The 17,143-nt window shown below is 22.4% G+C and carries 32 protein-coding genes; 2 read left to right on the top strand and 30 right to left on the bottom strand.

All coding sequences use genetic code 4. The features are described from left to right. Positions 1–49: 49 nt before the first annotated feature. Positions 50–415, bottom strand: coding sequence for a hypothetical protein (locus tag ACI2WJ_RS00255; protein WP_400254475.1), 366 nt, complete (start codon positions 413–415; stop codon positions 50–52). A gap of 123 nt (positions 416–538) precedes the next feature. Here ACI2WJ_RS00255 and ACI2WJ_RS00250 point away from each other — a divergent pair, with 123 nt between their 5' ends. Then, positions 539–1,702 carry an Mbov_0401 family ICE element transposase-like protein gene (locus ACI2WJ_RS00250; RefSeq protein WP_400254474.1) on the top strand — a complete coding sequence of 388 codons (1,164 nt, stop codon included), beginning with the start codon at positions 539–541 and terminating at the stop codon, positions 1,700–1,702. 180 nt (positions 1,703–1,882) lie between these two features. Here ACI2WJ_RS00250 and ACI2WJ_RS00245 read toward each other — a convergent pair whose 3' ends face one another. The 29 genes from ACI2WJ_RS00245 to ACI2WJ_RS00105 form a co-directional block, all read right to left on the bottom strand. Continuing rightward, complete coding sequence (locus tag ACI2WJ_RS00245; protein ID WP_400254505.1) at positions 1,883–3,121, bottom strand: IS256 family transposase; 1,239 nt, start codon at positions 3,119–3,121, stop codon at positions 1,883–1,885. Between the two features lie 198 nt (positions 3,122–3,319). Beyond that, positions 3,320–3,565: a hypothetical protein gene (locus tag ACI2WJ_RS00240; RefSeq protein ID WP_400254473.1), complete on the bottom strand. Its 246-nt coding sequence runs from the start codon at positions 3,563–3,565 to the stop codon at positions 3,320–3,322. Continuing rightward, on the bottom strand, positions 3,558–3,887 hold the full coding sequence (locus tag ACI2WJ_RS00235; protein WP_400254472.1) for a hypothetical protein: 330 nt from the start codon (positions 3,885–3,887) through the stop codon (positions 3,558–3,560). The genes ACI2WJ_RS00240 and ACI2WJ_RS00235 overlap by 8 nt, the downstream gene beginning before the upstream one ends. Further along, positions 3,887–4,018 (bottom strand): hypothetical protein, encoded by a 132-nt coding sequence (locus ACI2WJ_RS00230; RefSeq protein ID WP_400254471.1) that lies wholly within the window; start codon positions 4,016–4,018, stop codon positions 3,887–3,889. The genes ACI2WJ_RS00235 and ACI2WJ_RS00230 overlap by 1 nt, the downstream gene beginning before the upstream one ends. Positions 4,019–4,120: 102 nt before the next feature. After that, positions 4,121–4,480 carry a hypothetical protein gene (locus tag ACI2WJ_RS00225; RefSeq protein WP_400254470.1) on the bottom strand — a complete coding sequence of 120 codons (360 nt, stop codon included), beginning with the start codon at positions 4,478–4,480 and terminating at the stop codon, positions 4,121–4,123. Beyond that, positions 4,480–4,842 (bottom strand): ERF family protein, encoded by a 363-nt coding sequence (locus tag ACI2WJ_RS00220; RefSeq protein WP_400254469.1) that lies wholly within the window; start codon positions 4,840–4,842, stop codon positions 4,480–4,482. Before ACI2WJ_RS00220 ends, ACI2WJ_RS00225 begins: the two co-directional genes overlap by 1 nt. Continuing rightward, positions 4,835–5,017: a hypothetical protein gene (locus tag ACI2WJ_RS00215; RefSeq protein ID WP_400254468.1), complete on the bottom strand. Its 183-nt coding sequence runs from the start codon at positions 5,015–5,017 to the stop codon at positions 4,835–4,837. The genes ACI2WJ_RS00220 and ACI2WJ_RS00215 overlap by 8 nt, the downstream gene beginning before the upstream one ends. A gap of 15 nt (positions 5,018–5,032) precedes the next feature. Next, positions 5,033–5,239: a hypothetical protein gene (locus ACI2WJ_RS00210; RefSeq protein WP_400254467.1), complete on the bottom strand. Its 207-nt coding sequence runs from the start codon at positions 5,237–5,239 to the stop codon at positions 5,033–5,035. A 5-nt stretch (positions 5,240–5,244) separates the two neighbouring features. After that, positions 5,245–5,430 carry a hypothetical protein gene (locus ACI2WJ_RS00205; protein WP_400254466.1) on the bottom strand — a complete coding sequence of 62 codons (186 nt, stop codon included), beginning with the start codon at positions 5,428–5,430 and terminating at the stop codon, positions 5,245–5,247. Beyond that, positions 5,417–5,539, bottom strand: a complete 123-nt coding sequence (locus ACI2WJ_RS00200; RefSeq protein WP_400254465.1) for a hypothetical protein — start codon at positions 5,537–5,539, stop codon at positions 5,417–5,419. Before ACI2WJ_RS00200 ends, ACI2WJ_RS00205 begins: the two co-directional genes overlap by 14 nt. Before the next feature lie 133 nt (positions 5,540–5,672). After that, the gene (locus ACI2WJ_RS00195; RefSeq protein ID WP_400254464.1) at positions 5,673–6,101 is read right to left on the bottom strand and encodes a hypothetical protein; all 429 of its coding nucleotides are present in this window, start codon (positions 6,099–6,101) and stop codon (positions 5,673–5,675) included. Positions 6,102–6,516: 415 nt separating this feature from the next. Next, complete coding sequence (locus ACI2WJ_RS00190) at positions 6,517–6,726, bottom strand: hypothetical protein (RefSeq protein WP_400254463.1); 210 nt, start codon at positions 6,724–6,726, stop codon at positions 6,517–6,519. A 9-nt stretch (positions 6,727–6,735) separates the two neighbouring features. After that, on the bottom strand, positions 6,736–7,491 hold the full coding sequence (locus ACI2WJ_RS00185; protein WP_400254462.1) for a hypothetical protein: 756 nt from the start codon (positions 7,489–7,491) through the stop codon (positions 6,736–6,738). A 2-nt stretch (positions 7,492–7,493) separates the two neighbouring features. After that, positions 7,494–7,790, bottom strand: coding sequence for a hypothetical protein (locus ACI2WJ_RS00180; RefSeq protein WP_400254461.1), 297 nt, complete (start codon positions 7,788–7,790; stop codon positions 7,494–7,496). 2 nt (positions 7,791–7,792) lie between these two features. Continuing rightward, positions 7,793–7,984 (bottom strand): hypothetical protein, encoded by a 192-nt coding sequence (locus ACI2WJ_RS00175; RefSeq protein ID WP_338956933.1) that lies wholly within the window; start codon positions 7,982–7,984, stop codon positions 7,793–7,795. A 209-nt stretch (positions 7,985–8,193) separates the two neighbouring features. Continuing rightward, positions 8,194–8,562 (bottom strand): hypothetical protein, encoded by a 369-nt coding sequence (locus ACI2WJ_RS00170; RefSeq protein WP_338956929.1) that lies wholly within the window; start codon positions 8,560–8,562, stop codon positions 8,194–8,196. Positions 8,563–8,574: 12 nt separating this feature from the next. After that, a complete protein-coding gene (locus ACI2WJ_RS00165) occupies positions 8,575–8,835 on the bottom strand; it encodes a hypothetical protein (protein WP_338956747.1) in 261 nt (86 codons plus the stop codon). Positions 8,836–8,869: 34 nt separating this feature from the next. Continuing rightward, entirely contained in the window at positions 8,870–9,070 is a 201-nt protein-coding gene (locus ACI2WJ_RS00160) for a hypothetical protein (RefSeq protein WP_338956925.1), read from the bottom strand. Position 9,071: 1 nt separating this feature from the next. After that, complete coding sequence (locus ACI2WJ_RS00155; RefSeq protein ID WP_338960158.1) at positions 9,072–9,260, bottom strand: hypothetical protein; 189 nt, start codon at positions 9,258–9,260, stop codon at positions 9,072–9,074. Positions 9,261–9,303: 43 nt separating this feature from the next. After that, the gene (locus tag ACI2WJ_RS00150) at positions 9,304–9,714 is read right to left on the bottom strand and encodes a hypothetical protein (RefSeq protein ID WP_400254460.1); all 411 of its coding nucleotides are present in this window, start codon (positions 9,712–9,714) and stop codon (positions 9,304–9,306) included. Continuing rightward, positions 9,704–10,606, bottom strand: a complete 903-nt coding sequence (gene ylqF, locus ACI2WJ_RS00145; protein ID WP_252319417.1) for a ribosome biogenesis GTPase YlqF — start codon at positions 10,604–10,606, stop codon at positions 9,704–9,706. The genes ACI2WJ_RS00150 and ylqF overlap by 11 nt, the downstream gene beginning before the upstream one ends. An 85-nt stretch (positions 10,607–10,691) precedes the next feature. Further along, positions 10,692–11,057 carry a 50S ribosomal protein L19 gene (rplS, locus tag ACI2WJ_RS00140; RefSeq protein ID WP_400254459.1) on the bottom strand — a complete coding sequence of 122 codons (366 nt, stop codon included), beginning with the start codon at positions 11,055–11,057 and terminating at the stop codon, positions 10,692–10,694. 3 nt (positions 11,058–11,060) lie between these two features. Then, positions 11,061–11,822 (bottom strand): tRNA (guanosine(37)-N1)-methyltransferase TrmD, encoded by a 762-nt coding sequence (gene trmD, locus ACI2WJ_RS00135; RefSeq protein WP_342266252.1) that lies wholly within the window; start codon positions 11,820–11,822, stop codon positions 11,061–11,063. Next, positions 11,815–12,330: a ribosome maturation factor RimM gene (rimM, locus tag ACI2WJ_RS00130; protein WP_400254458.1), complete on the bottom strand. Its 516-nt coding sequence runs from the start codon at positions 12,328–12,330 to the stop codon at positions 11,815–11,817. The genes trmD and rimM overlap by 8 nt, the downstream gene beginning before the upstream one ends. A gap of 1 nt (position 12,331) precedes the next feature. Further along, positions 12,332–12,571: a hypothetical protein gene (locus ACI2WJ_RS00125; RefSeq protein WP_400254457.1), complete on the bottom strand. Its 240-nt coding sequence runs from the start codon at positions 12,569–12,571 to the stop codon at positions 12,332–12,334. Positions 12,572–12,602: 31 nt separating this feature from the next. Next, the gene (gene rpsP, locus ACI2WJ_RS00120) at positions 12,603–12,977 is read right to left on the bottom strand and encodes a 30S ribosomal protein S16 (RefSeq protein ID WP_308699597.1); all 375 of its coding nucleotides are present in this window, start codon (positions 12,975–12,977) and stop codon (positions 12,603–12,605) included. A gap of 337 nt (positions 12,978–13,314) precedes the next feature. Next, complete coding sequence (locus ACI2WJ_RS00115) at positions 13,315–13,614, bottom strand: hypothetical protein (RefSeq protein ID WP_400254456.1); 300 nt, start codon at positions 13,612–13,614, stop codon at positions 13,315–13,317. A gap of 267 nt (positions 13,615–13,881) precedes the next feature. Then, positions 13,882–14,671 (bottom strand): IS5 family transposase gene (locus tag ACI2WJ_RS00110; RefSeq protein ID WP_400254448.1). Its coding sequence is split into 2 segments (ribosomal slippage): positions 13,882–14,409 and positions 14,411–14,671, totalling 789 coding nucleotides; the frame shifts between segments, so codons are not numbered across the junction. Between the two features lie 32 nt (positions 14,672–14,703). Then, positions 14,704–14,976: a hypothetical protein gene (locus ACI2WJ_RS00105; protein WP_400254455.1), complete on the bottom strand. Its 273-nt coding sequence runs from the start codon at positions 14,974–14,976 to the stop codon at positions 14,704–14,706. A gap of 1,102 nt (positions 14,977–16,078) precedes the next feature. Here ACI2WJ_RS00105 and ACI2WJ_RS00100 point away from each other — a divergent pair. Next, positions 16,079–17,056, top strand: coding sequence for a hypothetical protein (locus ACI2WJ_RS00100; protein ID WP_252320580.1), 978 nt, complete (start codon positions 16,079–16,081; stop codon positions 17,054–17,056). Positions 17,057–17,143 lie beyond the last annotated feature (87 nt).

The following is a 17,143-nucleotide window of genomic DNA, read 5'->3' as shown; positions in this document are numbered from 1 at the left end:
ATTTTTTCCCTTTAAAATAAAGAAAAAAACCTATATTTATTATAGGTTTTTAATCATTATTTTCTATTTTTCTAGGTTCAGAAATATTAATAATTATATTACTTTGAATAGTATTATCATCTTCATTAATATCAAATTCATTTGGATGAGATTTTAATCAATGTGTATAAATTAATTCTGGTTTTACTAATGCTTTTTCTAACATATGAGTTGAAATAATACTACGTGCTTTATCATAACTTTTTAAAAAATTACGTTGTCATGGATTGCTTCTGCGTCGGCAATCAAATATAAATTTTCTATCAATTCCAAGTGCATTATTTAATCCTTGTGGTGTTAATGTTTTATTTTTAGTTCTTAAATAATTACTAATTGTAACATCATAATTTCCTAATTCTTTTCTTTTTGCTGGCATATTATATCACCTATATTCAATATTTATATACTAATTATAACATTTTAACTAAAGTATATTACAACACTCACCAGTTAATTATTGTTATACTCAAAGTCATGTATTTAGAAAGGCAAAAGCATTATGATTTTACTATCTGAACAATTTCCTCATAATCAGTTTAAAATTAGTCATGAAAAACAAATGTTATTAGATTATAAAAATGATTTAATTAAATATGATAAATATTGGTATGAAAATTACTATGATAAAAATAAATATAAATATGTTAAAACTGCTAAAAGAACTTTTACATCAATGTATGGAATAGTAAAAGATTTTTATAGAAAAGTATATCAACATAAAATTACTGGTGAATATTTATATCCATTAGATACATATATTAATATTGATAAAAATAAAAAATTTACTAATCAAGTAACAAAATCAATAATTTATGAAGCTGATTTTAATAATATTACATATCCTATAATTAAACATAATTTAAAAATAGATATATCTTTATCAACAATTTGTAGAAGAGTAAAAACAACAAATATATTTGTACAAGATTTACCACAAGAAAAAAGACAAATATTACCAACTGATTTTATTTATATTCAATCAGATGAATCATATAATAATTTAATTGATAATAAAAAGAAAAGAAAATTTAGACATAGAACAGTAAGTATAAGTACTGGTTTTGATTTAAATAAATCTACTGATAATAGACATGTTTTAGAAAATAAATATATTTTTGTTATATCAACTAGAAAAGGTCAAAGAATTAATAAAAAAGAATTTGGTAAATCTATAATAACTAATGTAGATAATATTTTTATTGGTTATACTAATGAAAATTTAAAATTAACGGGTGATGGTGCAACTTATCTTAAATCTACTGCTAATTATTTAAAAATTGATTATGCTGTAGATAAATGACATCCATTACAAAAATTAAAACAAGTATTTATTGTAGGAAAAGGTAAAAGAACAAAAGAAAATAATAAAAAATTAAATTATGCTTATTATAAATTATTTTTAAATGGTAATTATTATAAATTATTAGATTATTTAAAAGAAAATAATGCTGATGAAAAAATATATGAATATTTTAAAAATAATAAAAAAGGTATTGAAAATCAAAATGCTATTTGAAATATTGGTTGTAGTGCTGAAAGTGATGTTTATCATTTAATCAAATCAATATCTAATAATAATGCAAAAATTTATTCAAAAGAAGCATTTTTTAATTTATTAAAATTAAAACAAGCAAGAATTAATAAATTAAAAGTATTTGTTTAAATTTATAAAATTTAATAAATCTAAACCTAAATAGTTAGGAATTTTTATTTTATAAAGAGGCTTTTTAATAATCTGTGTATCTTTGTTTTGCAAAGTACTAGTTCAGATTAATTCTATCTTCAAATTTTATCATAAAATGGAGGCTTTTATGTAATCTGTGTATCTTTGTTTTACAAAGTACTAGTTTAGATTAATTCTATCTTCAAATTTTATCATAAAATGAGCAATTGCTGTATTTCAATTTTGAATGGGCATTGTTCATTTTTTTGTTATATTTTCAATTGCTAAATAAAATATTTTAAAAACTGCCATATCATTAGGAAAAACTTTTTTATTTCTGATAATTTTTCGTAATTGACTATTTACAGATTCAATAGCATTTGTTGTATAAATCACTCTTTTAATTTCTGCAGGATAACTAATAAAAACCATTAAATTATCTCAATTTTTATATCAAGATTTAGCAATTTGAGGATAGTGTTTATTTCACTTATTTTCAAAGGATTCTAAAGCCTGCATTGCTTGTTCTTCACTACATGCAGTATAAATTGGTTTTAAATCTGCAACTAGAGATTTTCTATGCTTATATGAGACATATTTCAAACTATTTCTAATTTGATGAACTATGCATAATTGATGTTCTGTTTTAAGATAAACTAATTGTATTGCTTCTGACATGCCTGTTAAATTATCACTGCAGGCAATAAGAATATCATTTAAGCCACGATTTTTCATTTCTGTTAAATTTGCTAATCAAAATTTAGCACCTTCATTTTCACTAATTCATAAACCTAAAACATCTTTTTTACCTTCTAAATCAACTCCTAAAGCTATATAAACTGATTTGTTAATAATGCGTTTATCTTGTCGTACTTTAACTACTATACAATCAAAATAAACAATAGGATAAATGCCTTCTAATGGTCTATTTTGTCATGCTTTGACATCATCAATAACATCATCAGTAATTTGACTAATAATACTTTCACTAATATCAGCACCCTGATATAACTCTTGTAACTGCATTCTAATATCTGATAATGTCATACCTTTTGCATATAAGGAAAGAACTTGTTGATCAAAACCATCAAATCTTCTCTGTCTTTTTGGCACTATTACAGGAGTAAAATTACTATTACGATCTCGTGGTACATCAATCTCAATTTTACCTTGTTGAGTTATTAATTTTTTTGAACTTATACCATTACGAGCATTGTCACTATTACTATGTTGATTTTTTTCATATCCTAAATAATTTTGCATCTCAGAATTCAACATTTTTTCAACTAAACGTTTTGTTAATTCTTTATATAAACCCCCTTCTTTAAAAACTGTTGTTAAATCTTCAGTATTTTCTAATAATAAATCTACTGCTTTTGATATTGGATCATTATTATTAAAGTTATCTTTTTTAGCCATCTGTAACTCACTCTTTCTAGTCATTTAATTATATTTACTAGAATTAATTAAACATAGTTATTTTTGTAAGTTACACAGATTACTAAACATTACCTTTATAAGTTAATAAAATCTATATTAAGACTTGACATTAACCCTAAATAGGGTTATAATATTTATAACAATTAATAATTTATTTTATCTTTTATTTAAAGAAAATTAAATTATAACTAGACTTGAAATACGCCCACAATCATTATCTTTATCTAATTTTGTTGGTCAATTAATACAATTTGTTATATGTTTTCCAATTTCATTAACTTCACTAAAACAACATGGTATTTGTTCTTTATCACCTTGATAACAATGTTCACATACATTTTCTCAGCAGTTTTTTTCACAAGTAAATAAATCATGTTTTTTATCACATACACAACAATCTTCACAACATACTTCTTTATTCATTATTAAAATCACCCTTTTTAATTTTTTCTAATATATTTGCATAAGTATCTGCTTTTGATTGAAATCATTTGTCTTCAACTTGATTAAAGTTATTATAAAATTCAGATAAAAAAGATACTAATTTTTCTTTATTAATACAATTTTTATGCCTTGATTTATTAATTTCATCAACTTTATTTCTATGTTCTTTACAATATACTCTTCTATATTCATCAAATTGCTCTTCTGTCATATTTTCACATTGTATTTGTTCAAAGTGTTCATCATCTGGTAGTATTAAACTAGTAAATTTAGTAATTTGAGTAAATGTACATCTATTCATTATTTATTCTCCTTTTTACAATTACATTTGTTAAATTTTAAAAGTATTTCATAGTGATTTATTAAAAGTTCTATTAATTGTTTTTTATTCATTTTTAGTACTTTTTTTCTTAATTCTTCTGATGTAAACATTATTTTTTCTCCTTATTTTTATTTAAATTTATAACTAATATTTTTAAACAATTCATACATCAATAATTTGTTAATCAAATTCTTTTTTTACAATATTTACATTTATTCATAATTGCGATACTCACTTTTATTATTTTTTAATTTTTTAAATCTTTCACGAATTTCATTAAATTTATCAAATAAATTATCTAAATAATTTTTACCCATTAATATTAAAAAATCTTTATTATTACTTGGATTTAATCTTTCCATATCTTCTCTTATACATTCATCAAATAAAACTGTATTTGTAATCATATATTTTTCAAAATAATCTAATTGTTTTTCACTTGGTTCTCATTTTTCATTTGTTATTTTTATATTATTACTATAATTTTGTTGTTTATTATAATTATTTTGTATTAAATTAACATTATCATTATCTGGGTCAAGTTCATCTTCACTTAATAATAATAAATTCATTAAAAATATCTATAAGCATAAGTTTCTGCACTACCTTTTGCTTTTGCTATATCTGTATTTTTAGCACAAGCAAGTATATCAAAATATTTACTTTCTTTATCATTATCTAAATCAATAATTGTATATCTTTTAAAATAAGTTATTTCTACTTCTTTAGTATCTAAATAATTAATTTTTCTATCAGTTGTTAATATATCTTCATGTGTAATAACAATTTTTAATTCTTTACATAATAATTTAAATTTATTAAAAATATCACTTAATAATCAATATTTATAATTTCCAAATTTATTAAAACCATTTTTAGGTGTACTACCAATTTCTAATTGTAATTTAAGTATTTTTTTATATAAATTATTCATTATAATCACTCTTTCAATTTATTGCATTTTTAATTAAATCCCTTACAAAATTATTAATAGTAATTTCTTTTTTTACACAAAGTTTTTTTAATTCATAATGGTCACTTTTAGTAAGTCTAATAATAATTTGTTTAGTTATTAAATCTTCTGGTTTCTTTTTAGGAGCTGCTACCATTTTTATTCATCTCCTTTAACCTTTAATAATTTTTTTATAATCAATAATTGCTTGTTGTAATTTATTTACATTTTCAAAGTCAAAATAATCATTCCTAATGTTTAATTCACAATCAGCATCAATGTTAAGTTCTAAATCTTCATATTTGTCATTAAATTCTTCTTGTAATTCTTCAAATTTTTCTATTAATTTTCTTGCATTTTGTAATTCTAATCTATTCATTATTTTTACACTCCTTTAAAATTTTCTAATTGTAATTCATTAATATAATATTCATATAAGTAATCTCAATTATTTGATGTTAAATACATATCTTCTTCAATCATTTCATTTATACATTTATTACAATAATATGTATTATCTATTTCACTAATTCAAATATATTTTTCATTATGTATATTACATTTCATCATTATCACTCATTAATTTATAAAAGCATTTATTACAAGTTCTATTTGCAAATGATGAATTTTTATGACAAATATCACATGAACCTTTAATTCTATATTCTCTACATTCCATATTTATTAATCCCTTTCTATAATTTTTAATATTTCTTGTATTTCAATATTTTTTTTATTTTTAAGTAATTTTTCATTACATAAATTTTTTATTAATTCTATTTTTTCAACATTTAATAACATATTAATTTCCTTTAATACTTTAAATAAAATATTTTTTCATTATGAGTATTTATATCTTTCATTGGTGTAACAATATAATTTATTGCTAAATCATTATCATTATATGGGTTATTTATTTTAAAACTTTTCATATCTTGTTCTCATGTAATGTTATATTTAAAACATTCTTGATTTTTATCATTTGTAAAAATATAATAACCATTATATTGTTCATAAAATTCACATGATATTAATTCATTTTCATTTGTAGTAATATCTGAAATATTTTTTATATATTTTAAAATATCACTACCTTTAATACTTTCAATATCTTTTGTAATTGATTTTTTACCTAATTTATAATTAAAATCTTCAATTATTTTTAATGTTATTTTTTTATTATTAATAGTAGTATCTTTAATAGGAAATCATGTTTCATATTCACCAATTTCTAATAACATACCTTTAGTTGTTTCTCTTACTTTATTTTTAATATCTAAATTAACATTAATTATTACTAACTACTTATCTACTATACGTAAGGCTTTGCTACTTACAGTAGCAAAGCCTTGGAGGGTAGGGGTTCTAGGGGAAGGGAACCAAAATTTCTGAAATTTTCAAAGAGTAACACAAAAATTACTATTGGTTAATTCCAGCACAATAGCCTAAATAATTTTTTATTTAGTTATGTAATAATTAATTACTTTAATAAAGTGCTGGTTTAATAAAATAATTAATTATAATTGTTTAACAATTAAAAATGAGAGTTTATCTCTCATTTATGTTTTTATTAAATCTAACCATTAAGTTGATACGCCCATTACTGATTAAAAGTAAAAACATCGTTATAATTAACCAAATAAGAATAACCAGTCTTTAACTTAATAGGGAAAGGACTCTAACTACTCGTTTCTTATGAGTTTGTGCTAAACAACAAGCAAGGGCAGATTTGCCAGTTCTTGGAGGTGCTGAAATAATATAACTACCAACTCGTTTTAAAATTTTAACATTACGAATAGTTATAAGAATTGGATAAATAATTATAATCAAACCTATAACTAATAACACATAACCATATCAAGGCATAATAAACTCCTAACCTATAATTAAACTAATTGCTCTAACAAATAATCATAAAGGTATAATATTTTCTATTCCACTAACAATATCAACATTTAAAGCAGTACTAATAGTATCTGAAAAAATATGTCGTAATAAACTATCTGTTGTAAAAAGAAATTGTCTTAATGGTTCAACTGGTAAAACTTTACCAACAACGCCATAAAGTAATCATCTAAAAGCATTACGCAAATGACCAAAAACATCATATCAACTTGGTCTTTCATATTCGGGATTAAAAGGACTATTTGGTGGCACTGGCGTTATATTTTCACTTGAAAAAATATTAACTTGACCAAGATTTAACTGTGGTGACATATAAGAATATGAATCACCGTGAACGTCAAAAAATACTGTTAAATGTTTTAAATTTGGTACACGAATAGGCAAAGTAACAAAATTATATAAATGTTGCTGATAAATATCATTATCAACCTTACCTTTAAAAACATACTTTGTATTACCAACATAATCTAAAAAACTAAAAGTAAAATTAGCAGTAAAAGTTTTAAAACGTTCATATTCAAAATAAAACATAAATCCTTGAATATAAAAACTCAAAGGTTTATCAATTTCAAAATTTAACTGTGTTTGAAAATTTATAACTCTCCTATCGTTATTAACAAAATTCAAATGATTAGTATTCTTTTCTGAAACATAATTATGATTAAACATAATACGTGAAAATTCATCCAATTGTTTCCTATTAAAAGTATAAACGCCAGACCCCATATTTATCTGTTGTTTTGGAACACCAACTGTATCACTCTATAATAAGAACATATATAAGTACCCTGATTACCAATATATTCACCACTAACTAATTTTAAATCCGGTTGGTCAATGTCAAAATAAGCAGAATTTCATGGAATTGTTGCTCAATCATTAAAATCATTATACTTAACGTGTTTAACCATTTCTTTTGTAATATCATAATTAACAACATTAGGGTCATTTGAAGCAATTAAACTAGTTGGTGCTTGAACAGAAGTATTTACAACAAAAAACAATTTAGCAAATTTAAATCACATAATTATTTACCAAACAAACATCTTAAAACTCATCATAAACCATAAAATATAATAAATCCAATAAAAAACTGCGTTCCATAAACTACTAAATTTCATAAAATAGTAGTAAATTGGTCAACTGGACTTCCTATAAACATAGTTCAATAATCAACTATACATTGATGTATTTTATTGTAAATATCTCAAACACTCATACTTAACACCTACCCAAACAATGACCTAAAAATAAATTTAATACTACGATAAATAAAATTAAAAAATACAGCTAATACCAACCAAAAAGTCAAATTAAACAAAATATAAACTTCATCAGTAATATTAGTTTGATTTAAAAATATACCAATATCATTACTAGAAAATATAAAAATTAAATGCAATATACTATTCACAAAATCACTCATAATTAATTACCAACTCCTCAACCACTAGATGTTCCAGTAAATTTATTACCACCAGCACCACCTTTAAACTTACCTTGTTTTTTATTTTTTTCTTTTAATTTATCAATACGTTTACTATGAACCTTAGCAATTTTTTTACCAACAAATTTTGAACTACCTTTAATATTTCTATAACTTTGCTTTACAGTCCCCGATGTAGAAACTGGCTGAATGTCAATATTTAAAAAAACTGACATAGCAAACTTTATTAAAAGAATAAAAACAACAAAAGTTCCCAAATTAAAACCTAAATCTGCCATTGGCAAATTTCAAAATTTCATAAAAATTTGTCCAAATAGTTCTAAAACTTTTGAAATAAAAGCAACACCCATAATAAACTACTCCTATATTATTTTTAATAATTTTAAAATTAATGAAAAAGTAAAAAGTACTAAAATAATTGCTAACAATGGTGCTGGCATTGAAACTATTTGTTGTGAACTATCACCAAAAATAAAACTTTTAATAACCAAAGACAAATTATGTAAACCAGAAAAATCAGTAATATAACTTTGCAAAATATTTTGCACAATATTATTTAAAGAAGGTAAAAGTTTACCTAATAAAGGAAAAACAAAAATTATTGCAAAAAATAATTTAATCATAACTATTACCTCCTAAAAACAACTTTAATTTTTTCTATCTAAATCCACGAATAATATGTCCAATAAATTCTTTAATAAATACTAAGACCATCATAAATATTGGAATTAATACCGGTCAATTTGTCATTATAGAATCACCCGCAAATACTCAGTTAAAAACATAACTAAAAGATTCTAATAATTTTTGGCCAATACCTCCAATCATTTCTATTAAAGCACTTAATCCTTTTGGCATACTAATCACCTCCCTCCTCTAACTCTTTTCTTGCTCTTTCTTTACGCTTTTGTTCTTTACAATATCAACAATCTGGGTCAACTACATTATGTTTTCTATGTTTAAATTTTCAAACTAACTTTTTAATAGTACCTTTAAAAGCCCAAGAAGTACCAAGAACAGCAATTATCACAACTATTCATTTAACCATTATTTTCTACCTCCTAAAAAACTATCAAAACTCATATTTTCACTTAATCTTTGGTCAAAATTTCTTTTTGCCTTTTTCTTATGCAACTTTTGTCTTGGCATATTTTTTCATTTATCTTTTTTCATAAAATTAATTCACTCCTTATAAAATTAAATGCTTCTATCATTGCTAAAATACTAGTCTGCTTAGGATTATGAATATTAACAAATTGATGACTTTTAATACTAACAACAACTGTTAGTGCATTATCAATTATAATTTGATACATTGCTATTCGTTGTTTTGCTGATAATTGTTTTGAATCTTTAATTAAAGGATGATTAAAGTTTGGTTTAAGAATAACGCTTGCAACAACAATTGGTCCTGCAATAGCTCCCCTTCCCACTTCATCAAAACCAGCAATTAATGTTCCTGATGAATAATTATCAATTTCGTATCGTAAACTACTTTTCATGTTTTAAAATCTTAGGTGGTATTTCAAATGAAATTAATCCTAGTTTCCCTACTTGTAAATCATTAATAAATAAATTCATGGCACGATGAGTATTATCTTCATCATTAGCCAATTTTAAATGATATTTTTGTGCTAATTTCTTAAAATAAAGAAATAATGTTTCATCATTAATATTTTTAATTTCAAAATTAATATTATAATATTTTACTAATCTTTCATAATAATTCTCAAGTAAAAAGGTTAAAGCAAAATTAGCCATTTCTTCTAAAAATAAATGTTTAACAGGAATTGCTTTAATTAAAGCTAAAATCATTACTACTTTTTGATCATTCATTTTTGGTGGTAAAATACCAGGACTATCTAACAAATCAATCGTTGGATTTAATTTAATTCATTGTTGACCTCTAGTAACACCAGGTATATTAGCAGTTTGTGTTACTTTACGTTGCAATAAATTATTGATAAATGTTGATTTACCCGTATTTGGTAATCCCATAATTAATACCTTAATTTTTGGATTAACAATACCTTTTGCCAATTCTTTTTCCATTTGCGGTTCCATTAATTTAGTAATTAAATTTAACAACTGTGGTTTCATTTTTGTAGTTAATGATTTTGCCAATAAAACAGAAAAACCTTGACTTTCAAAAAAAGTAACTCATTCTTTAGTAAAATTATCATCTGCTAAATCAACTTTGTTAAGAACAATAATTCTTATTTTTTTCTCTAATAAACGATCTAATAAAGTACTTTTTGTTGCTAATGGTGCTCGTGCATCTAAAACTTCAATTGCAACATCAATAATTGGTAACTTAGTTTCAATTGCTTTAATGGCTTTCATCATATGACCAGGGAATCAATGAATTTGATTATGGGTACTTTCATTAGGCATTTTTTTAACTCCTTTAATACATTTTATTATTATTTTATATCAATTTAGAAAACCACCATTGATTTTAATAACGGTGGTTTAATTATTATTTAACGGGTTTTACTGTTTTAATTTCTTTAATTCTAGCAGCTTTACCGCTTAATTTACATAAGTAGAAAATACGTGCTCTTCTTACTTTACCCTTACGAATAACATTAATTTTATCAATTAATGGTGAATGTAAAGCAAATGTTTTTTCGACACCTTTACCACCAACAGTTTTACGAACAATAACATTTTGCGTAATTCCTGAACCTTTGCGAGCAATAACTACTCCTTCAAACATTTGAATACGTTCTTTTTTTTCTTCTTTAATTTTAGAAAAAACTTGGATTGTATCTCCAGATTTAAAATTAGGAAGATTATGATTTAGTTGACTTTCGCTAACTAATTTAATAATTGCATTTTGCATGTTTTATTTCTCCTTTCGTTTATTTTTTTTAAGTGAAGATTTATATTCTTCAATTATTATTTTATCTTTTGCAGATAATTGATATTTTTTAAATAAATCAATTCTTTTTTTATAAGTATTAATTAATGCTTGTTGATGACGATATTCTGCTATCTTTTCATGGTGACCACCAATTAAAACTTCTGGAACTTTCATACCTAGTACTTCTTCTGGTCTTGTATATGTTGGATAATCCAATAATGAGTTATTAAAAGAATCATTAAGATGAGATTGATGTTGAATAACATTAGGAATTAACCTAGTAATACAATCAATAATAACCATTGCTGGTAATTCACCACCAGTTAATACATAATCACCAATTGAAATCTCTTCATCAATATAAGACATAATGCGTTCATCAATACCTTCGTAATGACCACAAACTAAAATATAATTAATATTTTTTTGACTATATTTATAAGCTAATTGTTGATTTCATTGTTGACCTTGTGGACTAAGTAAAATTGTTTTAGCCTCAGGATATTTAAGTTTTACGCTATTAATAGCATTAATTACTGGCATTGCTTGTAAAACCATACCATTGCCACCACCATAAGGAGCATCATCAACTTGTTGGTGTTTATTATTAGCAAAACTTCTAATATCAATAATATCAATGCTAATTTGTTTTTTAGTAATAGCTCGTTTGATGATTGATGTTTGCATAAAATCATTAAAAGCATTGGGAAATAAAGTTATAATTGTGAATTGGTTTTTAGTCATTATTAATTAATCCTTCAATAATATTAAAATAAACTTTTTGTTCTTCTTTATTAATTTTATTAATAAATACTTTATTATTAGGAATAAAAAAGGTTTTTTTATTAGTCATTTTTATTTCTCATAAACCTTGATGATTATTATCTAAGAAAGCAATAACTTTTCCTAAAAAAGCATTATTATTAGCATCAAATGCTTCATAATTTAGAATATCTTCATAAAATCAAGGTAAGTTGTCATTAATTATTTCTTCAGTATTAATAACTAAATTTTTATTTTTCATACCTTCTACTAACTCAATAGTATTATAATTTTCAAATGTTAATAATAAAAACTGCTTATGATTTCTTACTTTTGAAATAATTAAAGGTGTTAGTTGTTTAGTTTCTTCTAAATAAACTGTTGTTTTTTCTTTTCATGAAAATTTATTACCATAATAATTACATAAAACCTTAACTTCACCAATAAGACCATGAGTATTAACAATAGTACCTAATTCTAAATATTTCATCTTAAAACTCATTAATTACTAATTTAATAGTATTGTTTTCTAAATATGCTTTGCTTTCAATAATTGTTGATAATGCGCGAATAGTATTTCCTTTTTTACCAATCAATACTGATATTAATGATTTTGGTACCATTAATATTAAATCATAGTGATTTTTTTCTACTAATTCGCGAATCTCAACTTCACAAATTTTATCAAGTAAAATTGGTTCAATTAAACCTTCTAACAATGTTACATACATATTAATTAATCACTTGTAGCATATTTTAATATTAAGTAGCGGGTGCTTCTTCTTTTTTAATAGAATCAGTAGTAGCAGTTTTTTTATTTTTTACAGTAACTTTTTTTGTTATTTTTTTAGGTTTGCTACTTTTTCTCTCTTGTCTTAAATTATGAAATTTAGTCATAATTCCTTCTGCTGATAATAAACTACGAACAGTTTCTGTTGGTTGAGCACCATTTGATAAAAATTTTAATGCTTTTACTTCATCGATAGTTACTTGTTTTTCTTTGCTTGTTGGATTATAAGTACCTAATTTATCAATATATCTACCATTTAGTTTTGTTCTTGCATCAATCGCAACAATTCTGTAACTAGGTTGCACTGATTTACTTTTTCCTGTTGGTATTAAGCGTAATTTAACCATAAATTACCTCCTTCTATTAATTTGTGGCAAATAAACCTTTTTAATAATATCTTATTCACATAATGATGTCAAGTTAAAATACTTAACAGATAAAAAGATTTTAAAATAATAATTTCTTTATTTTTACTAAGTTACATATTTTTTCTAAATAAATAAGTTTTTCTATTAAAAACACTTACTGATGTAAGTATTTAAATAATTTATTTATTAATATTTAATTATTAAAATTAACAATTATTTTAATAACTATATTTATCTATTTACATTTTTGGCAAAATTGGTTTACTAAAAATACTGGTTGATTGAGAACTTACGTCATCATCATTAATAAATGGATTTAATTTTTTTGGATAAGAAGATTCTTCACTATCGCTACTTGCATTTGATCAAAACCACTATCTTGTGAACAAAATGAACTTCTTTTTTTACTTAGTACTTCAATTGCTTCCTCTGCAATTTCACATTCAGGTTCATTATTAGTTTTTTCACTGAGCATTTTTTTAAATTCTTCTTCTAAAATGTCAACTTCTGCAAGAACACTAGTTATTTCAAACATATTTTTCTTTAGTTTTTCAATCAAAATAGTAGTTTTTTCTTGTTTTAGTTTTTCATTTTCTAATTCTTTCCCTTTTATCAATTCTTCATTATTAATTTTATAATTTTCTAATTCTTCTTGTTGAACTGTTATTTTTTTATTTCAATCTCAAAAACCAAAAGTAATAATTTTTTAAAAATTATTTTTTCATTTAGTAATTTTTTTATTATTTAAACTTGCAATAATAATACTATATTTATTATTGACTACTAAATAATTATCAATAGTCTGTTGATTTTGATCTAAAATTTTGGCAATTTGTTCTATTTCATATTTATAATTTTCCTGATATTTTTTCTTAGAACCTGTTTAGAATCTTTTTAATAAAACTGAAATAAATGAAAGAACAACCATTTGTAAACTAGTATTTAGTTTTCTTTCACAATTTTTTCATAATCTTCTGTATTTTTCTAATCAAGCAAAGCTTCGTTCTACAATTCATCTTTTTGGTAATACTACAAAAGTATGTAATTCATTGCGTTTTATCACTTCAACATTTGCATTTATGATTGTTTTGATTTCAGAAGCAAATTTTTCACCAGTATAACCAGCATCTACTATTATTTTTTGAACTGCAGAAAGATTTTCTTTTTCATTTTCAATCATTATTATAGCGCTATTACGATCTGTTTTTTCTGCCGTGGTTATGTAAATTGCATGTGGTAAACCTTGAGAATCAACAACAATATGACGTTTTATGCCTGAAATCTTTTTACCAGCATCATAACCTTTATTTTCAGTAGTATCTGTATTTTTAACACTTTGCGAATCAATTATACAAAAACTAGTTTGTTCTTTGCGATTATTGTTGATACGAACTTTTTTAACTAATTTTTTTTAAAATTAATTGCAATACACTAGGTTCTTTACCATTATTTTTACTTCAAATTTGAAAATAATAATATACAGTTTGTCATTTTGGAAAATTTTTTGGTAACATTCTTCATTGACAACCACTTTTTAATACATATAAAATTGCACAAAATATTTCATATAAATCTAAACTTCTTGGTTTTGTTTTCTTTTTACTATTTTCTAAAATTGATTTTATGTTTTCAAATTGTTCTTTGGTGACATGACTTGGATAATTTTTATGCATATATACCTCTTATTTTAAAATATATAATCATTTTACATTATTTTCGAAAAGATTCTAAACAGGTTCTTAGTTTTTATTATTTCTTCTTTTAAAAAAATAAAAAAATTGTTATATTTTTGTTCTTGTTCTATAGTTATATTAAATAATGAAAAAATATTGTCTAATTTTTCAATTAATTCATTATATATTTCTATATTTTCTCTTATTTCATGATAATAATATTGTTGCATCAAATCTATACTATTAATATTATTTGTATTTAAACTTTTTATAAACTTATTTATATTAACTAAATCATTTACCATTCTTCTTTACCTCTTATTTTTTTTATTAATAAACCCATTTACTTAAAAAAAGCAATGGGTTAAAAACTTATATTAAACTTAATAATTATATTGTACATATTATTTTTTGTTTTACAAAATTTATTTATTTTTCATAAAATTAGTTTTTTTTACTCTTATTAAAGTCAAAATACTATAATTTTAATAATCTATTTTATAATTAATTTATAGTAAAAAATGCTTTTAATTAATAATTATCGCTAATACTAAAGTTTTTTATTACAATTAATAATAATTTCCAAAAAGAAGAAGTTTCAAATATTATGTGTTAGAATAAGAATACAAGATTCACACTATCACATCTTGTCCCATAAGTGTTTAACTAAGTTTTTGATTATAAAATTAATATTTAAAAAATTAGAAAAAATATAAAAGTTTATAAAAAACTTGCATAACAAATTATACTTATTTAAAAATTATTAGACTCCCTTGTATAAAGAATTTGAGATAAAATATGAGCATTACTTCAATTTTAAAGTATATGTTGATGTTATATAAATATAATAATAGTAACCTACTTTAAAATCATTAAATAATTTTAAAAATAACATTTTAGAATTTAAAGTTAATAATATTTTTTAACTTGTTTAAAAAATTATTAAAATTGGTAATTTTTACTAAAATTTAAAAAAGTCATTTATAATGATAGGAGATTAAAAGAGATAACTGACTTTTAAAATATATTTTAATTAAAAGTTATCAAATTATAAAAGAAAGTTAGGTGCCAAATAATGTTAATTAATATAACAACTAATAATTACATCATTAAAATAGAGGTTTTTTATTTCAATGTTTCATTGATGCAAACTTAACTATTGAACAAAAAAATACATCTGATTATCTAATGATTTAAAAAATTTTTAAATATTTTTTCAAGTGATTTAAAAATCTAAAGTTAATAGTCATTTTTTAACTTGTTTAAAAAAATTATTAAAATTGGTAATTTTTACTAAAATTTAAAAAAGTCATTTATAATGATAGAATATTAAAGAAGATAGTTGACCTTAAAACACTTTTTAATTAAATTATTAAAACTACAAAAAAGAAAGTTAGGTGCCAAATAATGTTAATTAACAAAACAGCTGATGAGTGTATCATTGAAACTGGCGGTGCTTTATTCCAATGTTTCGTTGATACAAATTTAACTGTTGATCAAAAAAAAATGTGTATAAATTGAATTGTTTTATTTTTAAACTATCAAGATGCAGTTATTCTTTGTGATGAAGAAAAAATTAATAGTTTACAAAAAGAACTTTCAGAAACATTCACAACAGATTATTATAAAAATGCTTTAAAAGAATTTAATAATGCAAATCTTATATATAAAAAAACTATACTTACCAATTTTAAAAACGTATGTTTGGAAAATACTTCACAAGATATTATTAATATTATCACTCAATTCCATCAGTCATTTATTAAAACAATAGATGAACATAAAAAATCACTTACCTTTTTGAATTTAAATAAAATATATGAAAATCTTTTATTATTATTTTTTATAATTCACTACCATTTAGGCTATCAATTTAAACAAGAATTAATTCCAATCATTAGAAGTTTCACTAATATGATTAAAATTCCTATTTATATTGAACAAAATGATAGTCATGTTAAAATGTTATTAATGAAAAAAATTTTGCAAGATAATGAACAATTATTTGAAGATCTCGAATTAATTCAATTGAGAAACTTTATTCATAGTTTAGATGATATATTTGCTAATGGTCTTAATATTAGTAGTGCTATTGAAAAATTAATATTAACTAGACCACATAAAATAAAACATTCAATGAATATGTTATTTAAAAAACACGGTATTAAACTACAAGAAATACTTTGAAAAAATAATAAAGAAAGTAATCCTACCATTGGTAATATGATTATGCACTTATTTGCTTATGAAACATATTATGTGCAAAGAAATCACAACTATGAAACATATGAACAACTAGTATTAAATAATGTTTTAACAGATCCTCTTTTTCAAAAAATATTTATTGAATATAAAACAAAAAATCAAATCAATAAGGTTATTTAAAAATAATGATTACTTTAATTTTTTACTTAGAAAATTAAAGTAATTTTTTTACACTTTTTTTATTTATAGATCATATATAAATATTTT

Source organism: Spiroplasma endosymbiont of Cleonymus obscurus (assembly GCF_964273375.1).
Classification (GTDB): domain Bacteria; phylum Bacillota_I; class Bacilli_A; order Mycoplasmatales; family VBWQ01; genus Spiroplasma_E.
Note: the sequence above shows the minus strand (reverse complement) of the source record. Positions and strands in the feature narration are given on the sequence as shown.